General features: G+C 56.5%; 15 protein-coding genes. 7 read left to right on the top strand and 8 right to left on the bottom strand.

The genetic code is table 11. The features are described 5' to 3' along the window. Positions 1 to 46 precede the first annotated feature (46 nt). Positions 47 to 1,741, top strand: a complete 1,695-nt coding sequence (locus tag SFX18_06710) for a thiamine pyrophosphate-binding protein (GenBank protein MDX1962825.1) — start codon at positions 47 to 49, stop codon at positions 1,739 to 1,741. Between the two features lie 173 nt (positions 1,742 to 1,914). On the opposite strand, the gene SFX18_06705 is transcribed toward SFX18_06710, so the two are convergent. Further along, positions 1,915 to 2,334 carry a hypothetical protein gene (locus SFX18_06705; GenBank protein MDX1962824.1) on the bottom strand — a complete coding sequence of 140 codons (420 nt, stop codon included), beginning with the start codon at positions 2,332 to 2,334 and terminating at the stop codon, positions 1,915 to 1,917. Between the two features lie 462 nt (positions 2,335 to 2,796). On the opposite strand from SFX18_06705, the gene SFX18_06700 reads away from it, so the two are divergent. From SFX18_06700 to SFX18_06680, 5 genes are all read left to right on the top strand, one after another. Further along, positions 2,797 to 3,390, top strand: coding sequence for a GNAT family N-acetyltransferase (locus SFX18_06700; protein ID MDX1962823.1), 594 nt, complete (start codon positions 2,797 to 2,799; stop codon positions 3,388 to 3,390). 183 nt (positions 3,391 to 3,573) lie between these two features. Then, a complete protein-coding gene (locus tag SFX18_06695) occupies positions 3,574 to 4,809 on the top strand; it encodes a pitrilysin family protein (GenBank protein ID MDX1962822.1) in 1,236 nt (411 codons plus the stop codon). Between the two features lie 99 nt (positions 4,810 to 4,908). Further along, positions 4,909 to 6,153, top strand: coding sequence for a pitrilysin family protein (locus SFX18_06690; protein ID MDX1962821.1), 1,245 nt, complete (start codon positions 4,909 to 4,911; stop codon positions 6,151 to 6,153). A 184-nt stretch (positions 6,154 to 6,337) separates the two neighbouring features. Then, positions 6,338 to 6,607 carry an acylphosphatase gene (locus tag SFX18_06685; protein ID MDX1962820.1) on the top strand — a complete coding sequence of 90 codons (270 nt, stop codon included), beginning with the start codon at positions 6,338 to 6,340 and terminating at the stop codon, positions 6,605 to 6,607. 27 nt (positions 6,608 to 6,634) lie between these two features. After that, a complete protein-coding gene (locus SFX18_06680; protein ID MDX1962819.1) occupies positions 6,635 to 8,167 on the top strand; it encodes an ABC transporter permease in 1,533 nt (510 codons plus the stop codon). Positions 8,168 to 8,235: 68 nt separating this feature from the next. On the opposite strand, the gene SFX18_06675 is transcribed toward SFX18_06680, so the two are convergent. The 7 genes from SFX18_06675 to SFX18_06645 all read right to left on the bottom strand — a co-directional run bounded on the left by SFX18_06675 (position 8,236) and on the right by SFX18_06645 (position 14,245). Further along, positions 8,236 to 9,408 carry a Gfo/Idh/MocA family oxidoreductase gene (locus SFX18_06675; GenBank protein MDX1962818.1) on the bottom strand — a complete coding sequence of 391 codons (1,173 nt, stop codon included), beginning with the start codon at positions 9,406 to 9,408 and terminating at the stop codon, positions 8,236 to 8,238. Positions 9,409 to 9,474: 66 nt separating this feature from the next. Then, positions 9,475 to 10,281, bottom strand: coding sequence for an acyl-ACP--UDP-N-acetylglucosamine O-acyltransferase (lpxA, locus tag SFX18_06670; GenBank protein ID MDX1962817.1), 807 nt, complete (start codon positions 10,279 to 10,281; stop codon positions 9,475 to 9,477). Between the two features lie 53 nt (positions 10,282 to 10,334). After that, positions 10,335 to 11,210 carry a UDP-3-O-acyl-N-acetylglucosamine deacetylase gene (lpxC, locus tag SFX18_06665; protein ID MDX1962816.1) on the bottom strand — a complete coding sequence of 292 codons (876 nt, stop codon included), beginning with the start codon at positions 11,208 to 11,210 and terminating at the stop codon, positions 10,335 to 10,337. Between the two features lie 173 nt (positions 11,211 to 11,383). Next, positions 11,384 to 12,025 (bottom strand): OmpH family outer membrane protein, encoded by a 642-nt coding sequence (locus SFX18_06660; protein MDX1962815.1) that lies wholly within the window; start codon positions 12,023 to 12,025, stop codon positions 11,384 to 11,386. Between the two features lie 98 nt (positions 12,026 to 12,123). Further along, a complete protein-coding gene (locus SFX18_06655; protein MDX1962814.1) occupies positions 12,124 to 12,783 on the bottom strand; it encodes an OmpH family outer membrane protein in 660 nt (219 codons plus the stop codon). Between the two features lie 268 nt (positions 12,784 to 13,051). Then, positions 13,052 to 13,234, bottom strand: coding sequence for a hypothetical protein (locus tag SFX18_06650; protein MDX1962813.1), 183 nt, complete (start codon positions 13,232 to 13,234; stop codon positions 13,052 to 13,054). Between the two features lie 345 nt (positions 13,235 to 13,579). Then, positions 13,580 to 14,245: a protocatechuate 3,4-dioxygenase gene (locus SFX18_06645; protein ID MDX1962812.1), complete on the bottom strand. Its 666-nt coding sequence runs from the start codon at positions 14,243 to 14,245 to the stop codon at positions 13,580 to 13,582. A gap of 483 nt (positions 14,246 to 14,728) precedes the next feature. On the opposite strand from SFX18_06645, the gene SFX18_06640 reads away from it, so the two are divergent. Further along, positions 14,729 to 15,418: a peptidylprolyl isomerase gene (locus SFX18_06640; GenBank protein MDX1962811.1), complete on the top strand. Its 690-nt coding sequence runs from the start codon at positions 14,729 to 14,731 to the stop codon at positions 15,416 to 15,418. Positions 15,419 to 15,423: the final 5 nt, after the last annotated feature.

The raw sequence follows: 15,423 nt of genomic DNA, 5'->3' as shown, positions 1-15,423 counted from the left end.
ACGGTCCCAACTTGCCGTGGTTACACCTTAACTTCAGCTCATTTTTATGCCCACCAGCGGTATTCAAGCGTTTTTGGAATTACTTTACCAGGCCGGGTGCCGCTATATCTTTGGCAATCCCGGAACGACGGAATTGCCGCTCAATGACGCGTTATTGACGGACCGGCGGTTGCAGTACATTCTCGCATTGCAAGAAGTACCCGTTATGGCCATTGCCGATGGTTATGCCATGGCCTCTCGCCGCGTCGGGGTGGTCAATCTGCACATTAGCCCGGGACTAGGGCACGCAATGGGCCTCTTGTACAATGCCTGGCGCGAGGGAACGCCACTATTAGTCACGGCAGGCCAGCAAGATCGGCGGCTGCAATTTGAAGAACCGATCCTGGGTAGCGATCTGGCCCGTGTCGCCGAACCCTGGACAAAATGGTCGGCGGAGGTCCGCCGCGTCCAAGATTTGCCCAGCGCGGTGCGCCGCGCTTTGCAAATTGCCACCACGCCCCCGACGGGGCCGGTCTTTTTGTCGTTGCCGTTGGATGTGCAGATGGAAATTGCCGAGTTGGACCTTTCTCCCGCGGCGGCCATCAATCCCCGGTTGCATCCACCAGCGGAAGTGACCACCCGGGGGGCGCAAGTTTTGTTATCCGCGCGTGCTCCCGCGATTTTGGCCGGTAGCCGGGTGCTTGAACAAGACGCCGTGGCGGAATTGACCAGGGTGGCTGAACTACTGGGGGCTCCCGTCATTGCCGAAAGCGGCACCACGCATGGGCGGGTTCCTTTTCCTTGTCAGCATCCGTTGCAGGCCGACGGGCTGCCCCTGTGGTCGCCCGAAGTGCTGGCCCGTCTAAGCGAATATGACGTGTTACTAGTAGTCGGAATGGATCTGCTGCGGCAATATGTCTATTTTGATCCACCATGTCCACTGCCGGCGGGTATCAAAATCGTGCAAATCGACGAGGACCCCTGTCAACTGGGAAAAAATTATCCCTTAACCGTGGCGATATGGGGAGAGACCAAAGCCGCGCTCGGTGATTTGGCCAATGAATTGGCCCAACGCGTGGATCCCGCGTGGCGCGCCGCGGCCACGGCCCGCAGCTCCGCTGCGGCCCAGACGCAAGCCGCCTCCCGCGAAAAGTTGCTGGAACAAGCGGCGGCGGAATCATCCCTGCGGCCCATGACCGCGCTCACTCTCATGGAAGCACTATCGCGTGTTTTGCCCCCCAATGTCGCCGTTATTGAAGAGGCTGTCACCACCACCAACCGGGTGTTTGAACGCCTAGGCCGCCTGCCCACGTGCGATGGTTATTTTGGTCATCGGGGCTGGGGACTTGGTTGGGGGTTGGGCTGCGCGATTGGGGTCAAGCTGGCGTGGCCCGATCGGCCGGTGCTGGGGCTGATAGGCGATGGAGCGGCGATGTACGGGATCCAGGGGCTGTGGACGGCGGCGCGGTATCAGCTGCCCGTGGTGTTTGTGATACCCAACAATCGTTGTTATCAAATTTTAAAAGTCGGCGCGCGGGGGATCGGTTTGCCGGGGGCCATGCGGGGGGAGTTTCATGGCCTAGATCTGGATGGGCCGATCATCGACTATGTCGGGTTGGCACGGTCCTTGGGCGTGGAAGGGATGCGGATTACCGAGCCAGCCGAATTAAGCGCGATGGTAGACTCGGCGTGGTCGCGCACGACGCCATTGCTGATAGAGGTCCCCATCGACGCCGCGGTGCCAACGCGGTTGAATTATTAGGAAGATGAATCGGGCCGTTGGCCCTTTACAGTTTTTATACCCGAGACCTAGGGCGACGCTGCGCTCGCCCTAGGCTGGGATAGGTCGGGCCTTTGGCCCGCAAAGAATCAAACGCCGTTAGCAAGCTGTCAGACACAGCCTACGTATTTATCATACGGATTATGCTGGGCACCTTAATGCCCGCAGCCGCAGTTCGCTCCGCAATCACCGCCGCATGAACTTCCCGTGTCACAGCCGCAACCACCACTAGAGCTGCATCCGCACGAGTCGCCGCAACCGCCGTGGCAATGTCCCTTGAGCTTGGCGATCAGGTGTTCCTCGTGCCGGTGCGAATTCAAGTGTTTGCAATCCGTGCAACCACTGTGGCCCGTGTAGTTGCCGTAGCAATCGCAGGGGTTTCCTTGCGGGGGATGGCTGTGCCAATCGCCATAATAAGCTTCGCCGCAATCGCAGCCATGATATTTCTCGCTGCAGCCCGGACCATGGCAGCAGCCGTTAAAAAAGCAGTCCAGTTCCCCGCCGCGATGGCACGCGCAACCCGTCGCCAAGGATAAAAATAAAATTCCCGCCGCTACCCAACAAAGTTGCCGCATGGTAGTCCCCCCGGACAAGACTGCGATCAAAGAAATCGCCAAAGCTAAAAAACAATGTGTGTATCCAAGGCCTCTCGTTTTGCGAATATCTCACCCAACTCAGGGCCTAAGAGTGCCTATCGTCTGCCCAAGGCCGAAAAATCGAGAAAATCACCATAATCGGCAAAGTCATTAAAACCATCACCTGGTTGCATTTACGCTAGCTGCCTGAAATCGTCTCTCGAACATAAACCATGCAAAGCGGAACGATCGATCAAGGTCCTTTCAATTACTGCGAGTTGATTTACATCTCATTGATTTGTAATAGCTATAAAAATCCTGGAAGATATCAAGTATGTGAGCATCTCGCCGTTGTCACAAAACTTACTACCTATTTATTTGACCTGGGTCTCTTTGGGGGTTACCATTAGGTTGATTGTTTTCTTGCTAGCTGGAAAGACCGGATATCCAGGGGGAGAGGGAATGACCCGAATTTCCGCCACAGCGCGCCTCCCGCTTAACTACTACAAACGCTACCGGATGGAGCTTGATCTCCGGGGCCGGGGGTTGCTGGCAAATCCCCTACCTGCGGGTTTTCGTTTTGTTCCCTGGCATCAAACCACGCTCGAGCAACACGCTCAGGCCAAATTTCTTAGTTTTCACCAGGAAATTGACTCTCAGGTTTTTGCCTGCTTGCGTGATTACGAAGGCTGCCTTCGTTTAATGCGGGAAATCGCCCGCAAGCCCGGGTTTATGCCCCAGGCAACGTGGCTCCTCGTCCAAAATCCCCCCGCCAGTTCCTCTCGCCAGCCTACCTTGGTTGGCACGATTCAAGGGATCGTCGATCACGAGCGCATGGGGGGCATTCAAAACGTGGGTATCTTGCCCATGTTCCGCCAACAAGGATTAGGGACCGCCCTGCTTTTTCAGGCCTTTGCTGGTTTTTTGCATGCAGGGATTACCCGAGCGGCGCTCGAGGTGACATCGCGTAATGAACGCGCGTTGCAACTCTATCGGCGGCTTGGATTTAGAAAGATTCGCACGGTTTACAAAGTGATTGAGCGAAATTCCCAGTAACGGCGTGCATTGGCAAATAACGGCCTCTCTGGGGAAAAATTCCCCCTCTTGGCCCCACCCACTGCGAGAGTTGGCCAGAAATGTCTATAATTTCCTGAGCGACCGGGGATGGCTACAAAAGCCCGGTTTTCGCGATTGTGAATGACACAATATTCCCGTTAGCCCCTCTTTTTCGAGGTCCCGTTGCCGCAAAAGTTTTTTCAACACACCCTGACAAATGGGTTGGTAATTGTCGCCGAGGAGATGCCTGGCCTGGAATCGGTGGCTTTTTCTTGGCAAATTCCCGCTGGAACCATTTATGAGCCGGCAGACGGCCAAGGCCTAAGCGCACTAACTTGTGACCTGATGTTACGCGGCGCGGGGGAGCGGGATAGCCGCGAGTTCTTATCCGCGCTCGAGAATCTGGGGGTGCAGCGGGGGGAGGGGGTTTCATCATCGCATATGAGCTTTGGCGCGGCGACCGTGGCCGAGAATCTTCCCGCCACGCTGGAAATTTACGCCGATTTGCTGCTGCGGCCACACATGCCGGAAAAGGATTTTGCCGCGGCCCAACAGGTGGTGCTGCAGGAATTGTTGGCGATTGAGGATGATCCCGCGCATAAAGTCATGCAGCACCTGCGACGGCAGCATTATCCCGATCCCTGGGGCCGCCCCAGCGAAGGGGAAGCAGCGGCGATCGAACGGGCCACGATCCAGCAATGCCTGTCGCATTATCAACGGTTGATTCAGCCCGCGGATAGCATTTTGGCCATCGCGGGCAAGCTAGACTGGCCGCGCGTATTGGACCAGGTGACGCGGTTGTTTGGCGATTGGCGGCCTGTTCCGCCGGCGAAAGTGCCCCGCGGTGCCCGGGGCGCAAAGCTGTCGCATTTGCCCCACGAGTCCGCGCAAATTCAAATTGGCATCGCGTATGAATCCGTTCCGTTCAATCATCCGGACTACTTTCAGGCTTCGGGGGGAGTGGGTGTCCTTAGCGGGGGGATGAGTTCCCGGTTATTTACCGAAGTCCGGGAAAAACGCAATCTATGTTATTCGGTGTATGCCAGTTATCACACGCATAAAGATCTGGCCAGCGTGATATGCTATGCGGGGACTTCGGCCGATCGGGCGCAAGAGACACTAGACGTGACCCTGGGGGAGCTAAAACGGCTGCCGTTGGGAATCGAGGAAAGCGAACTGAACCGTTTAAAAGCCAGGGTCAAAAGCGGCCTGATCATGCAGCAAGAGTCTAGTTCCGCCCGCGCGGGGGCGATCGCCCGCGAATGGTACCACCTGGGGCGGGTGCGCACTTTGGCGGAGATTGGCCAAAAGGTCGATGAACTCAGCGTCGAGAGCATCAACGCCTACCTGCGCCGCCAACCTCCCCGGGACTTTACCGTGGTGACCATTGGCCCGCGGGAACTGCAAGTTGCGGAGTAACCGTGGAATTTGCGAACCCAGGAGTTTGTAACCGACAAGTGACGCACCTATTGGTTTTTGACAAATAATCGCATTCGCATTTCATTTTTTGACAACAACATGGAATTTTTGCAAACACGGCTGGACAACGGGTTAACCATCATTGCTGAAAGCAATCCCCAGGCGCATACCCAGGCCTTGGGCTTTTTTGTGCGGACGGGGGCACGGGACGAGGAAGATGCCGAAGCGGGGGTGAGCCATTTCCTGGAGCACATGATTTTTAAAGGTTCGCAGCGTCGCAGCGCGGCGGAAGTCAATCTGGAATTTGACGAGATGGGGGCCGACTACAACGCCTACACCAGCGAAGAGGCGACTGTTTATCACGCCAATATATTGCCGGAATTTCAAGCGCGGACCGTCGCGCTATTGGGGGATTTGTTGCGTCCCGCGCTGCGCGAGGAGGATTTTGACAGCGAAAAAAATGTGATCCTCGAAGAGATCGCCATGTATGACGACCAGCCCCCCTTTGGCGCGGATGACAAATGCCGGGCGCTATTTTTTGGCGGGCATCCCCTGGCCCGCAGTGTGCTGGGAACGACCGCGTCGGTCAGCGGCATTAGCGTGGAACAAATGCGGGATTATTGTCGGCGCCGCTATCAGCCCGCAAATATCACGCTGGCTGTGGCGGGCAAGGTCGACTTTGACCAACTGGTAAACACCGCCAACCAAATTTGCGGTGATTGGCAACCCGGCCCCGCGGAGCGGGGGTTTTCCACTCCCCTGTACCAAAACAACGTCAACTGCCTGCACAAGGAAAGCGCGACTCAAGAGTATCTCTTGGCCATGGCCGCCGCTCCCCATGGCAAGGATCCCCGGCGATTCGCGGCCAAATTGCTAAGCATGATCGTGGGAGATGATTCCGGCAGTCGCATTTACTGGGAACTTATCGAAACGGGCAAAGCCGAACACGCCAGCCTGCATTATTACGGCTACGAAGACGCGGGAACGTTTTTTACCTATCTTTGCTGTCAGCCCGAAGCCACCGCTGATAATCTGCAGGTTATTCGGCAAATTTATCAGCAAGCGCGGCGAGATGGCGTTAGTCAGACGGAATTATCCCTGGCCCAAAGCAAATTGGCCGCGCGGGTGGTGCTGGGGAGCGAACGCCCCCGCGGACGGTTATTTGCCATTGGCAACAATTGGCTGTACCGGCGGGAATATCGCAGCGTGCGGGACGACCTGGCGTCCATTCGCGGCGTCACGGTGGCGGACTGCAATGCCATTTTGCGGGATTACCCGCTGGTCAGCGGAACCGTTTGCGCCGTAGGCCCGTTGGCGAGCTTTGCCACGGAATGGAATAGCTAAAAATCCGGCAAAGAATACAGATTCAACGGGAACGGGCCCCTTGTTGCGCGGGGCGGCGCTGCTAGAAGAAGCCATCAATTGCCGTTATACTGAATTGCACGGCACGCAGGCGAATAAGTAGGCAACCCTTGTCCCCGGTTGTCTGTGTGGGCCGACACACCATCACCAGGGTTGCAAAGCGCGGATGCAGCGGCGAATTTGGCGATTTACCGGACGGGTGCAGGGTGTCGGATTTCGCGCCACGACGCGGGAACTAGCCCGTGATTTTGCCGTGGGTGGAACCGTGGAAAACCTTCCCTCGGGTGGAGTGCGCGTGGTTGTGGAAGGAGCCGAAGTGGAGCTAGCGGGATTTTTGGCGGCCATACGGCGATGTTGGGGGGGCGGTATCCACTCGGTGGACGAGCAACCCGGCGCGGCCACGGGTGAATTCGCCGATTTTGACATTTGCTATTAAGATTTACTTAACATTTGGGCACTTGGCATGAGCAGCGCGTTACTCCTGGCGGATCGGTTTATCTGGCTCACACCTTCGTGGCTGTTTGCCATGGGCATCTTGGCCGGGTTGATGATTTTGCTCTTACTGTGGGGAGTGGCCCGCCTGGCCAGTCCAGCGGTCGGCCGCTGGCTGTGGGACACCGCGACCGAAGGGGTGCTATTGCCCATTTTTGCCACGGCGGCGGTGATTTCAGTCTATGCGTTGATGGTGCTGGTGGCGGCGATCACATTTGAGTCCAAGCAACTCAATGTAGGGACGATGGCCACATCGCTTTCCCGCGTGCTGGCCAACGATAATTTAACACAAACAGTCCCCTTAAAACCGTCGGAAAAGAACCGCGCGGTCGTATTTGACGCCAGTCCGGTGGAAATCGCCGAAGTTCATGTGACGCCGCTGCATAACGCCGAGCTGATGCTGGTGCTGCCGGGCGATCCGGCCTTTAGCCCCTTTCAGCCGCGCACGATTATAGATCCCAAGCAAACCTACACATGGAAGCGTTCCGGCAAACAGCGATATTACTTTACCGGCGAACAGGTAAAATTTTATCTGACAAATAACACGAATCTGGATAACCCGGTGGAAGTCCGCCTGGTCGCCACGGCCGAGCATCCGCAGGTGGCGGCGATTCCCGCGACGGCCCTCGTGTTAATCAGCGGGGTGCTGGCGTACTTTTTATTCAGTTGGTTGTTCCCCCGGATTTCGGCGGTCGCCAACACCACCATGAAAGAGGCGATTTATCAGCCGATTTATGGAATTGTGCTGTGCTTGATCCTGGCGTTTATTTTTATCCAATTGGTTATTCCGCTTTACACCTTTGGGGAGGATATCAAAGGATATAAAGAAAACGTGCTGACCGTGCTGACGGTCTTTTCCCTGTTGGTGGCGATTTGGACGGCCAGCAACACCATCGCCGATGAGATTGACGGGCGGACCGCGCTAACCGTGCTGAGCAAGCCGATCAGCCGGTTGGAATTTGTCGTGGGAAAATATTTCGGCGTGTTGTTTCCGGTGATGATTTTGTTTTTGATCGGCAGTCTGTTTTTTATTGGCTGTATTCCGTTCAAGATGGTCTATGATTCGCGCGAGTCATCGCAACTAAATGTGTCCTGGCAACAGGGCTACGAGGAAATTCGCACGATATTGCCCGGGCTGGCGTTGACCCTGATGCAGATCATGTGCCTGACGTCCATCTCCGTGGCGATCTCCACCCGTTTGTCGATGCTGGTCAACATGATTATCACGTTGACAATTTATGTGCTGGGAAATTTGCTGCCGCAATTGGTGCAATCTTCGCGCATTGGGACGGATTACAACCTGGATAAATTGGTGGAATTTTCGGCGCGCTTTTTTGCGACCATTTTTCCCACGCTCGAGACTTATAATATTCACGCCGCCATTACCGCGGGCCAGGAAGTCCCGTTACAGTATCTGGGATTAACGCTGGTATATACGCTGTTGTATTGCGGCATGGCGCTCTTGGTGTCGCTCTTGCTGTTTGAGGATCGCGACCTGTCATAACGACGGATTGCCCCCCCTACGCACTATTAATCCTCAATACGCTTGCCGCCGCTTTTACCCCCGCGGCATCACGCCGAACGGCGGTAGTCCCCCGGCTTGGGCAGGGTGGGGGCCGACCAGTGGGGTGGCTTGACCACCGCGGGAGGCTGTCCGCTGTGCGGTTCCGCCACCAAGGGCGTCGGCTGTCGTTCGTGGGAGCGAATTTTATTCAAAATACGTTCAGCGACCGCCACGACATCCCGCCCTTGTTCCCCCGTGACTTGGGGATCGCGTCCTTCGCGAATGGATTCCAAGAAATCCAATTGCTCGTCCGCCAGGGGATTGCAGGGGGCGGGGTCCAAATGTTCCAGATGGATATAATCCGTAAAGACTCGCTCCTTAACCTGGGCTTGTTCGGCAGGAGTGAGCGAAAGCAAATCTAATTCGCCTTTGAGCAGCCTTCCGTCGGTGCGGGCGATCACGCCGCTACGGTCGGCAAAGTCGATCCTGCCCCGCGTTTCCGCGCTCCAGACTTCCATTGTTCGCCGCGGCAGGTCGCTAACCCGCGATGCCTGCAAGAGCGCCACGCAACCATTATCAAACTGCAACCGCGCGTGGGCCAAGTCTTCCTGGCCCCCCATGACCGCGGTTCCCCAGGCCTCGACCGATTGCACGGGAGAGCGGGCTAAATTCATCGCTAAATCCAAGTCATGCACCATTAAATCCAACACCACCCCAATATCCAGCGAGCGAAAGGTAAATCCGCTATAACGGCTGGCTTGGATCAACCGGGGGGCAAAAATCGCCCCGCGCAACGCCTGATAAGCGGGGCTAAAACGTTCGATATGTCCAACCTGCAGCACCAATCCCTGCTTGCGCGCCAAGGCGACCAAATGATCCGCCTCGGCGCTGCTGGATGCCAGGGGTTTTTCCATCAGCACATGCACGCCCCGCCGCAGCAGTTCCCGCCCTATGCCAAAGTGCAGGCAAGTGGGGGCGGCCACAATCGCGGCGTCGATATGGGGGATCAATTCGCGATAATCAGCCACCGCCCGGCGTGCCAAAAACGGCCCCGATACGGGAAATTCCCCCGATTGGGCGTCAATTGCCGCCAAGGCGTCAATTTCCGCCACGATTTGCTCCGCCGCTCCCGCGCGGGGGTCGGCCACTCCCACCAACTGAAAGTCGGGCCGCGCCGCGGCGATCCGGGCGTGAATTTTTCCCAAATGACCTGCCCCGATAATACCCAGGCGTAGCGGCATACGGTGGAATCCTAGAAAAAAGGGGTGAATGTCAACGGCGGGGATCGTGGCCCGCTAGTCTGATGATTAGGCGGCCCGACGGGTTTCCTGGGCCCGTCCATGCCGACCGGCGTGGGATTCTTCCAGGAATTGCAAGGCGCGGAGGACTTCCGGAGGGAGATTATCGGCGGCCCGCAGCAACTCGCGAGCGGGTTCTAAACCGACTTTGGAGCGGTAGATCAGTTTGTGAAGTTCGGCCAGGGCGTGAATGGCCCGGGCGCTAAAATTGTTGCGTTTCAACGCCACGATATTGACGCAGCGGGGTCGGGCGGGATGCCCTTCGGCGAGCATATAAGGGGGAATATCATGCAGGACCCGGCTGAGCCCGGCGATAAACGCGTAACTGCCGATCGTGGCATAATGGTGCACCGCCACCGCGCCCGATAGCGACGCGTGATCCTGCACCCGCACATGTCCCCCCAAGAGCGCGCCATTGGCCAGCAGCACATGGTTGCCCACGCGGCAATCATGCGCGACATGGCTGCAAGCCATCAAAAAATTGTGATCCCCCAGCGAAGTCAGTCCTTCTTCTTTTTCCGTGGCGCGATTAATAGTCACCCCTTCGCGGATGATATTTTGATGGCCGATCTCGACGCGCGTGGGTGAGCCGCGATAGCTGATGTCTTGCGGTTCGGCCCCGATGACCACATTGGGATAGATATGGTTTTCCTCGCCGATGGTCACGTGACCGGTGATGGTGACGTTATTTTCGATGCGCGTGCCGCGACCGATTCGCACGTCGGGGCCAATCACGCTAAACGGTCCCACCCAGACCTCGTCCGCCAGTTCCGCGCGGGGGTCGACATAAGCGGGTTGGACAATTGTCACTGCCATGCAAAACCATTCCTTACAAATCCTGCCCGAACCGGCGTCTCACCGGGAAAAAATTAGGCGCTGCGCCGCAAAGCCGGCGGCCGCGCCAGCAAATGACTCACAAGTTCGGCGTTTAACCGGTGTCCGCTGCGATGCGCCGTCACATGCCCCACCAAGTCGCAGCCGGCCAGGGCCAAGTCCCCCACCATATCCAATAATTTGTGCCGGACGCACTCATCGGGAAAACGTAGGGTGTTTTCAACAGGGCCTTCTGTATCGAAAACCAGCAAATCCCGCAAGGTCGCCCTTCGTCCCAGCCCCTGCGCCATCAGCCATTCCGCTTCTTCCCGCAATAAAAATGTGCGGCAAGCGGCCAATTCCTCGCGAAAAATCCGGGGACAAAGCTGGATTTGTTTGATTTGCCGGCCAATGGGTCCGCGCGGCCCATAATCCAGCACATAGCGCAAACTTAGCCCCGGACCGGCGGCGGGGCGGGCCTCGATCCAGCTTTGCTCATCTCCCAGGCGAATGACTTCAGAAATGACCAATTGAGCCCGCGGGGCTTGCTGCGCGCAGACTCCCGCCCAGGTGAGCGCATCGACATAGTCCTGGCTGGAACCATCGAGTCCGGGTAGTTCCTGGCGGTCGAGCCAGATTTCGCAGTTGTCGATTTGTAGGCCGGCCAGGGCGGCCAGGGCATGTTCGACCATTTCCACGCGGGCGGGACCATGCTCGAGCACGGTTCGCCGGGGAATTTCGATGCGGGCGGCGGCCACCGCGGGTATGCGCGCTGGCTGAGGTAAGTCCCCCCGCACAAAGACGATGCCCGTGCATTCGGGCGCGGGACGGAACTCCACTCGCACTTTCTCGCCCGTCCAATAGCCATGTCCGGTAACACCCACTGCGCGGGCCAAAGTGCGTTGCCGTCGAGTCCGCTGTAAATTCAACATGATATCGGCAAAGAAAAGTCAAACTCGGCGGAAACCACTCGCCACCCCGCCTCCGCGTAGGCGGCCATGCGACCAACGGCACCGTCGCGATTGGGCGCGGGCCGCGGACAATCGGCGGTTGCGACGAAAAGGGACCAGCCACGCGGTCCCCCGCGTCGTCCCCACCCGTATTTTTACTGGCGAATTTGCACGCCGGGACGCGCCACGCCGGGGACCTGGGCCGTCGCGGGAGTTGTCGCTGGCTGCACCGCGCCCCGATTCAGCACATTCAGCACGTGCTGGGTAATGTCCAGGGCGGGATTGACATAGACGATCGGCTTGCTGATGCCGCGCAGAATCTCGGTGCGGTCATTGGAGTCGATTTTGTCGGAATGATGCCGCAACACCAGCGCGATGTTGTTGCGAATGGCGATTTCCTTGACCACTTGGTCAATCTCCAGGTAAATCGCGTAATACAGCTTTCCTTCGCGTTCGGCAAAATCCTTGGAGGATTGGGCGCGTTTAAACTTAAAGTCCAAATCGGCCTTGGCAAAATCCGTTTCTAGCTTTTTAAATTCCGGCGAGCCGGGATTCATGGCCTTGATCTGCTCGGCCATCTTTTTCATGTTCTCGTAATCGGCCTTGAGCGAATTTTCGACCTGCTCCACCTCGGTCTTCATTTGCTCGATTGCCTGCTTGAAGCGCACATGATCCTTAAAGATCACACTGACATCAATCACGGCAATGTTATGCCCGGCCGGTTGCTGGGCAACCGCCGGAAACGCCATACCCAGGGCCATGGCCCCCGCCAACAACGCCATCAGATGAAATTTCACGACGTAACACTCCTTGCAAAGTCGGAAACAATGATCGCCGGCCCGCCATGGCCGCCGAGGTGATGTGCCTAACGGGCCCGCACACGCGGGCCCGCGGGTTATTTGTAACTGGCCATAACCAGCTTGGTGATATCCAAATCCGGGTGCACATACACAACCTGGTTGTTTAATCCCCGCATGATATCGTTTTTATCATTGGGATTTACTTCCAGGCTGTTATGCTTAATCACCAGGGCGATCCCATTGCGCTGGGCAATTCCCTGGACAATCTGGTCGATCTCGATATACAGGGCATAAATCAGCTTGGCTTCGCGCTCGGCCAGTTCCTTGCCCATTTGCGTGCGGCGAAAGTCAAAATCCAGCTTCTTTTTGGTGATTTCCGCCTCGAGTTGCTTGGCCTCGAAACCGCTGGGGTCCATTGATTTTTGCAGTTTTTCAGCCATGCCGCGCAGGGCTTCGTATTCTTGCTTGAGGGCGTCACCGCTGGCTTGCGCCTCTTGCTTGAGCTTTTCCAGTTGGGCGGCGACCCGTGGACTTTGCTTAAAGATGATCCCCACATCCACCACCGCGATCCGGTGGCCAGAACTTTGCGCGGCGGGGGCCGCGGCAACCGCCGTGGAGGAGGGAACAGCCGCGGCGGCGGGATTGGGCGCCGCGGGGCCGGGCAACCCCTGGGCCTGCGCGTAGGCGGCACCCAGCAAAAGGCTGGCTAAGGGGGCGATCCAGGTTTTTCCATGCAGGAACGTCGGGTAACTCACGGCGGCACACTCCCTTGTGCAAATAGGTCTCGCGAAGCCTCCGCTCGCGGTAAAAAGTAGTCAACTTATTCGGCTGCGTATGACCCGCGGCCGGATGAGCGGCGGGAATTGTGGCGATTTGACCATCAGGCGTAAAGAGCAATCAGAAAAATCACCGCGAGGGAATAGCTGGTCAGTTATCGGCCAAACCGGGAAGTTTATGGGGTAAATTTTCCCAGCTAGCTTCCAACTTTGGCAAAAAAACTGCTTCATTGCGGATACTTCCCCTTTATCGCTGTTCCCAGGCTGTTATTCGGTTAGTCGCTTGCGATTGAGCCAAGGCCTGTTCATGCTCGCTTAGCAGCCGCAGGATGTACGGATCCGCCCACGGTAATAAATCCGTGGCTGTCATTACGGGGGGGCGGGTCGCAATAACCTCGCCGGTCAGTAATTTTCGTGAGGAAAGTGCCATGACCATTGGTATTAGCCTCCACAAAAGAATTGCGTTTTGCCGTTATTTTGACCATGCCAGCGACTCTGGCTAAATCTTGTGACGATTGCCCCTCCGAGTTGTTGTGCAAATCATGGGCCAAACTGTGCCTGTCGTCTGTCGATGGGGAGAGACGATTCATTTAAGCCCTGTTTTTGCGAATAAGTTGTGGTCAAATTAACTAGAAACCTATTGCCGCTAGCAAGTTGATAAACAGAAATTTTTACAAAATCGGTTTTACCCTTAAGTCAATTAACGCCCAGAGCCAGCTCCCGCGGGGAGCTGGCTCTGCATGAGCGCATCGAATGATGGAACTAAAGCGGGAGTTTACATTTCAGGCGTGTGATTCAACACAATGTTAAAATTAGCCGTCAATTCGCCGATTTTGGATTTGGGCAGGGGGGCGAATTCGACCGTGATCGCCTCCCGTTGCTGGGGATTGCGAACACTATTGTAAATGCCATCGCGGGCGTTGAGGGGTTCCCCTTTGATGTAGCATTGCGTGGTAAAGCGGCGTTGCTGGCCAGGCAAGTAGACAGCGTAGTGAATATGGGGCGTGCGGCCGGGATAGGCCACGGGCTTGATGGTGCGAAAATAATATTCGCCGCTGCCGCCGGTCAAAAACCTTCCAAAACCCTGGAAATTTTTATCCTGCCGCTCGCGATTATCGCTGCCAGTATGTAAATACGCTCCCTGGTGGTCGACCTGCCAGATTTCGACCACCGCGTTGCGAATGGGATTGCCGCTGCTGTCCAAAATCTTCCCCCCCAAATGCGTGATTTCTCCCACGGCGGGAGTAATGCTGTCATTTAAGATGAGTAAATCATTATCGGTGTCCAGGGGCATTTTGTCTGGATAAAACGGCCCCTCGGTTTGTGCGGGGGTTTTGACCAGCTCCTCGGCAAACAATCCGGGAGTGGTGAAATACGCTAAACCCGCGGAAATACCGCCCAAAAACATCCGTCGCGAACCATGGAAAGGGGAGTAGGACATGCGCGTCAACCTGTTGATAAGGAATGGTGAGGTCTAGCTTGGTGATTATCCAACCCGGATCACGTCCCCGGGTATCGGCCAAGCGCTACCGCTCAAGTAGATTCTAGCGTGTTTGGCAATTTCGCACCGCAACAACTTTGTCACAAACTGGCCCAAACCGGGGCAAACTGGTCTTGTGGAAAAACGCCCAAATCCCCAGAATTAGCCGCTGATTCCCCGGGAAAACCAACAAATTTCCCGCCTAGGGCTTTGTCAGTGTGATCAGTCGCGTGGCACAAGATCATGACGAAAGCGGCATAAACCGTGGGCTGACTTGCCCAACTCGAAACGATCGCTTTGACAAAACGCGAAGGCCACCAGGGTTGGCGGCAAGAACCCCCGTGGGGGGCATGATAAAATTTTTTTACTTTTGGTTACCGCGCAGGGAGGCGCAGTTTGATGTCCATACAAACGAATTCAGTGCGGCCGAAAGGGTCATCTGTGATGCGGATGTGCGGCGGCATGATCGCCGGAACGGTGATTTTCTATTGCGGTTGCCAAGGCTCTGACTCGGCGACACCGCCGGATGATACCCGGCCCGTCGCCGCAAAGAACGCCCCGGGAAACAATGCCGCGACGTTGTCGATCGGCAGCGAAGCGGCCACCCCGGTCGAAAGCTTGGATCCCCTGCATCCGCAAGTTGTTATCGAGACCACGCTCGGTCCGATCACCGTTAAGCTGGATGCCGAGCGCGCTCCGATCACCGTTGGCAATTTTTTATCTTATGTCCAGCGCGGCTTTTATAACGGCACCATTTTTCACGAAGTTCAAAAGAATTTCATCGTGATTGGCGGAGGCTATACCCCGGAATTAAAAAACAAACGCGTGGACCTGCCCATTCGCAATGAAGCCCACAACGGACTAAAAAATCAGCGATATACCATCGCCATGGCCCGGTTGCCCGATTCGATCGACAGCGCCACCACGCATTTCTTTTTTAATTTGGCGGACAACCACCTGTTGGACCATGCCGGAGAAGAGACGGATAAATACGGCTATTGCGTCTTTGGCGAAGTTGTCGCGGGTCGGGAAGTCGTGGATCAACTGGGTAACACACCCACCAGTCCTAAAAGTGACTTTCCCGCCTTGCCCGCCCAGACCGTGGCCATTAAAGGGATGAAACGGATTCGCTAAAAAAC

The sequence above is a fragment of the Pirellulales bacterium genome, assembly GCA_033762255.1.
Lineage (GTDB): Bacteria > Planctomycetota > Planctomycetia > Pirellulales > JALHPA01 > JANRLT01.
This window is presented reverse-complemented; position numbering and strand designations above follow the sequence as displayed.

What these genes read in the sequence shown, in the direction of transcription:
- SFX18_06710 (MDX1962825.1), top strand. Translation starts at nt 47, where the DNA reads ATGCCCACCAGCGGTATTCAAGCGTTTTTGGAATTACTTTACCAGGCC.
- SFX18_06705 (MDX1962824.1), bottom strand. Translation starts at nt 2,334, where the DNA reads ATGCGGCAACTTTGTTGGGTAGCGGCGGGAATTTTATTTTTATCCTTG.
- SFX18_06700 (MDX1962823.1), top strand. Translation starts at nt 2,797, where the DNA reads ATGACCCGAATTTCCGCCACAGCGCGCCTCCCGCTTAACTACTACAAA.
- SFX18_06690 (MDX1962821.1), top strand. Translation starts at nt 4,909, where the DNA reads ATGGAATTTTTGCAAACACGGCTGGACAACGGGTTAACCATCATTGCT.
- SFX18_06685 (MDX1962820.1), top strand. Translation starts at nt 6,338, where the DNA reads ATGCAGCGGCGAATTTGGCGATTTACCGGACGGGTGCAGGGTGTCGGA.
- SFX18_06680 (MDX1962819.1), top strand. Translation starts at nt 6,635, where the DNA reads ATGAGCAGCGCGTTACTCCTGGCGGATCGGTTTATCTGGCTCACACCT.
- SFX18_06675 (MDX1962818.1), bottom strand. Translation starts at nt 9,408, where the DNA reads ATGCCGCTACGCCTGGGTATTATCGGGGCAGGTCATTTGGGAAAAATT.
- lpxA (MDX1962817.1), bottom strand. Translation starts at nt 10,281, where the DNA reads ATGGCAGTGACAATTGTCCAACCCGCTTATGTCGACCCCCGCGCGGAA.
- lpxC (MDX1962816.1), bottom strand. Translation starts at nt 11,210, where the DNA reads ATGTTGAATTTACAGCGGACTCGACGGCAACGCACTTTGGCCCGCGCA.
- SFX18_06650 (MDX1962813.1), bottom strand. Translation starts at nt 13,234, where the DNA reads ATGGCACTTTCCTCACGAAAATTACTGACCGGCGAGGTTATTGCGACC.
- SFX18_06645 (MDX1962812.1), bottom strand. Translation starts at nt 14,245, where the DNA reads ATGTCCTACTCCCCTTTCCATGGTTCGCGACGGATGTTTTTGGGCGGT.
- SFX18_06640 (MDX1962811.1), top strand. Translation starts at nt 14,729, where the DNA reads ATGCGGATGTGCGGCGGCATGATCGCCGGAACGGTGATTTTCTATTGC.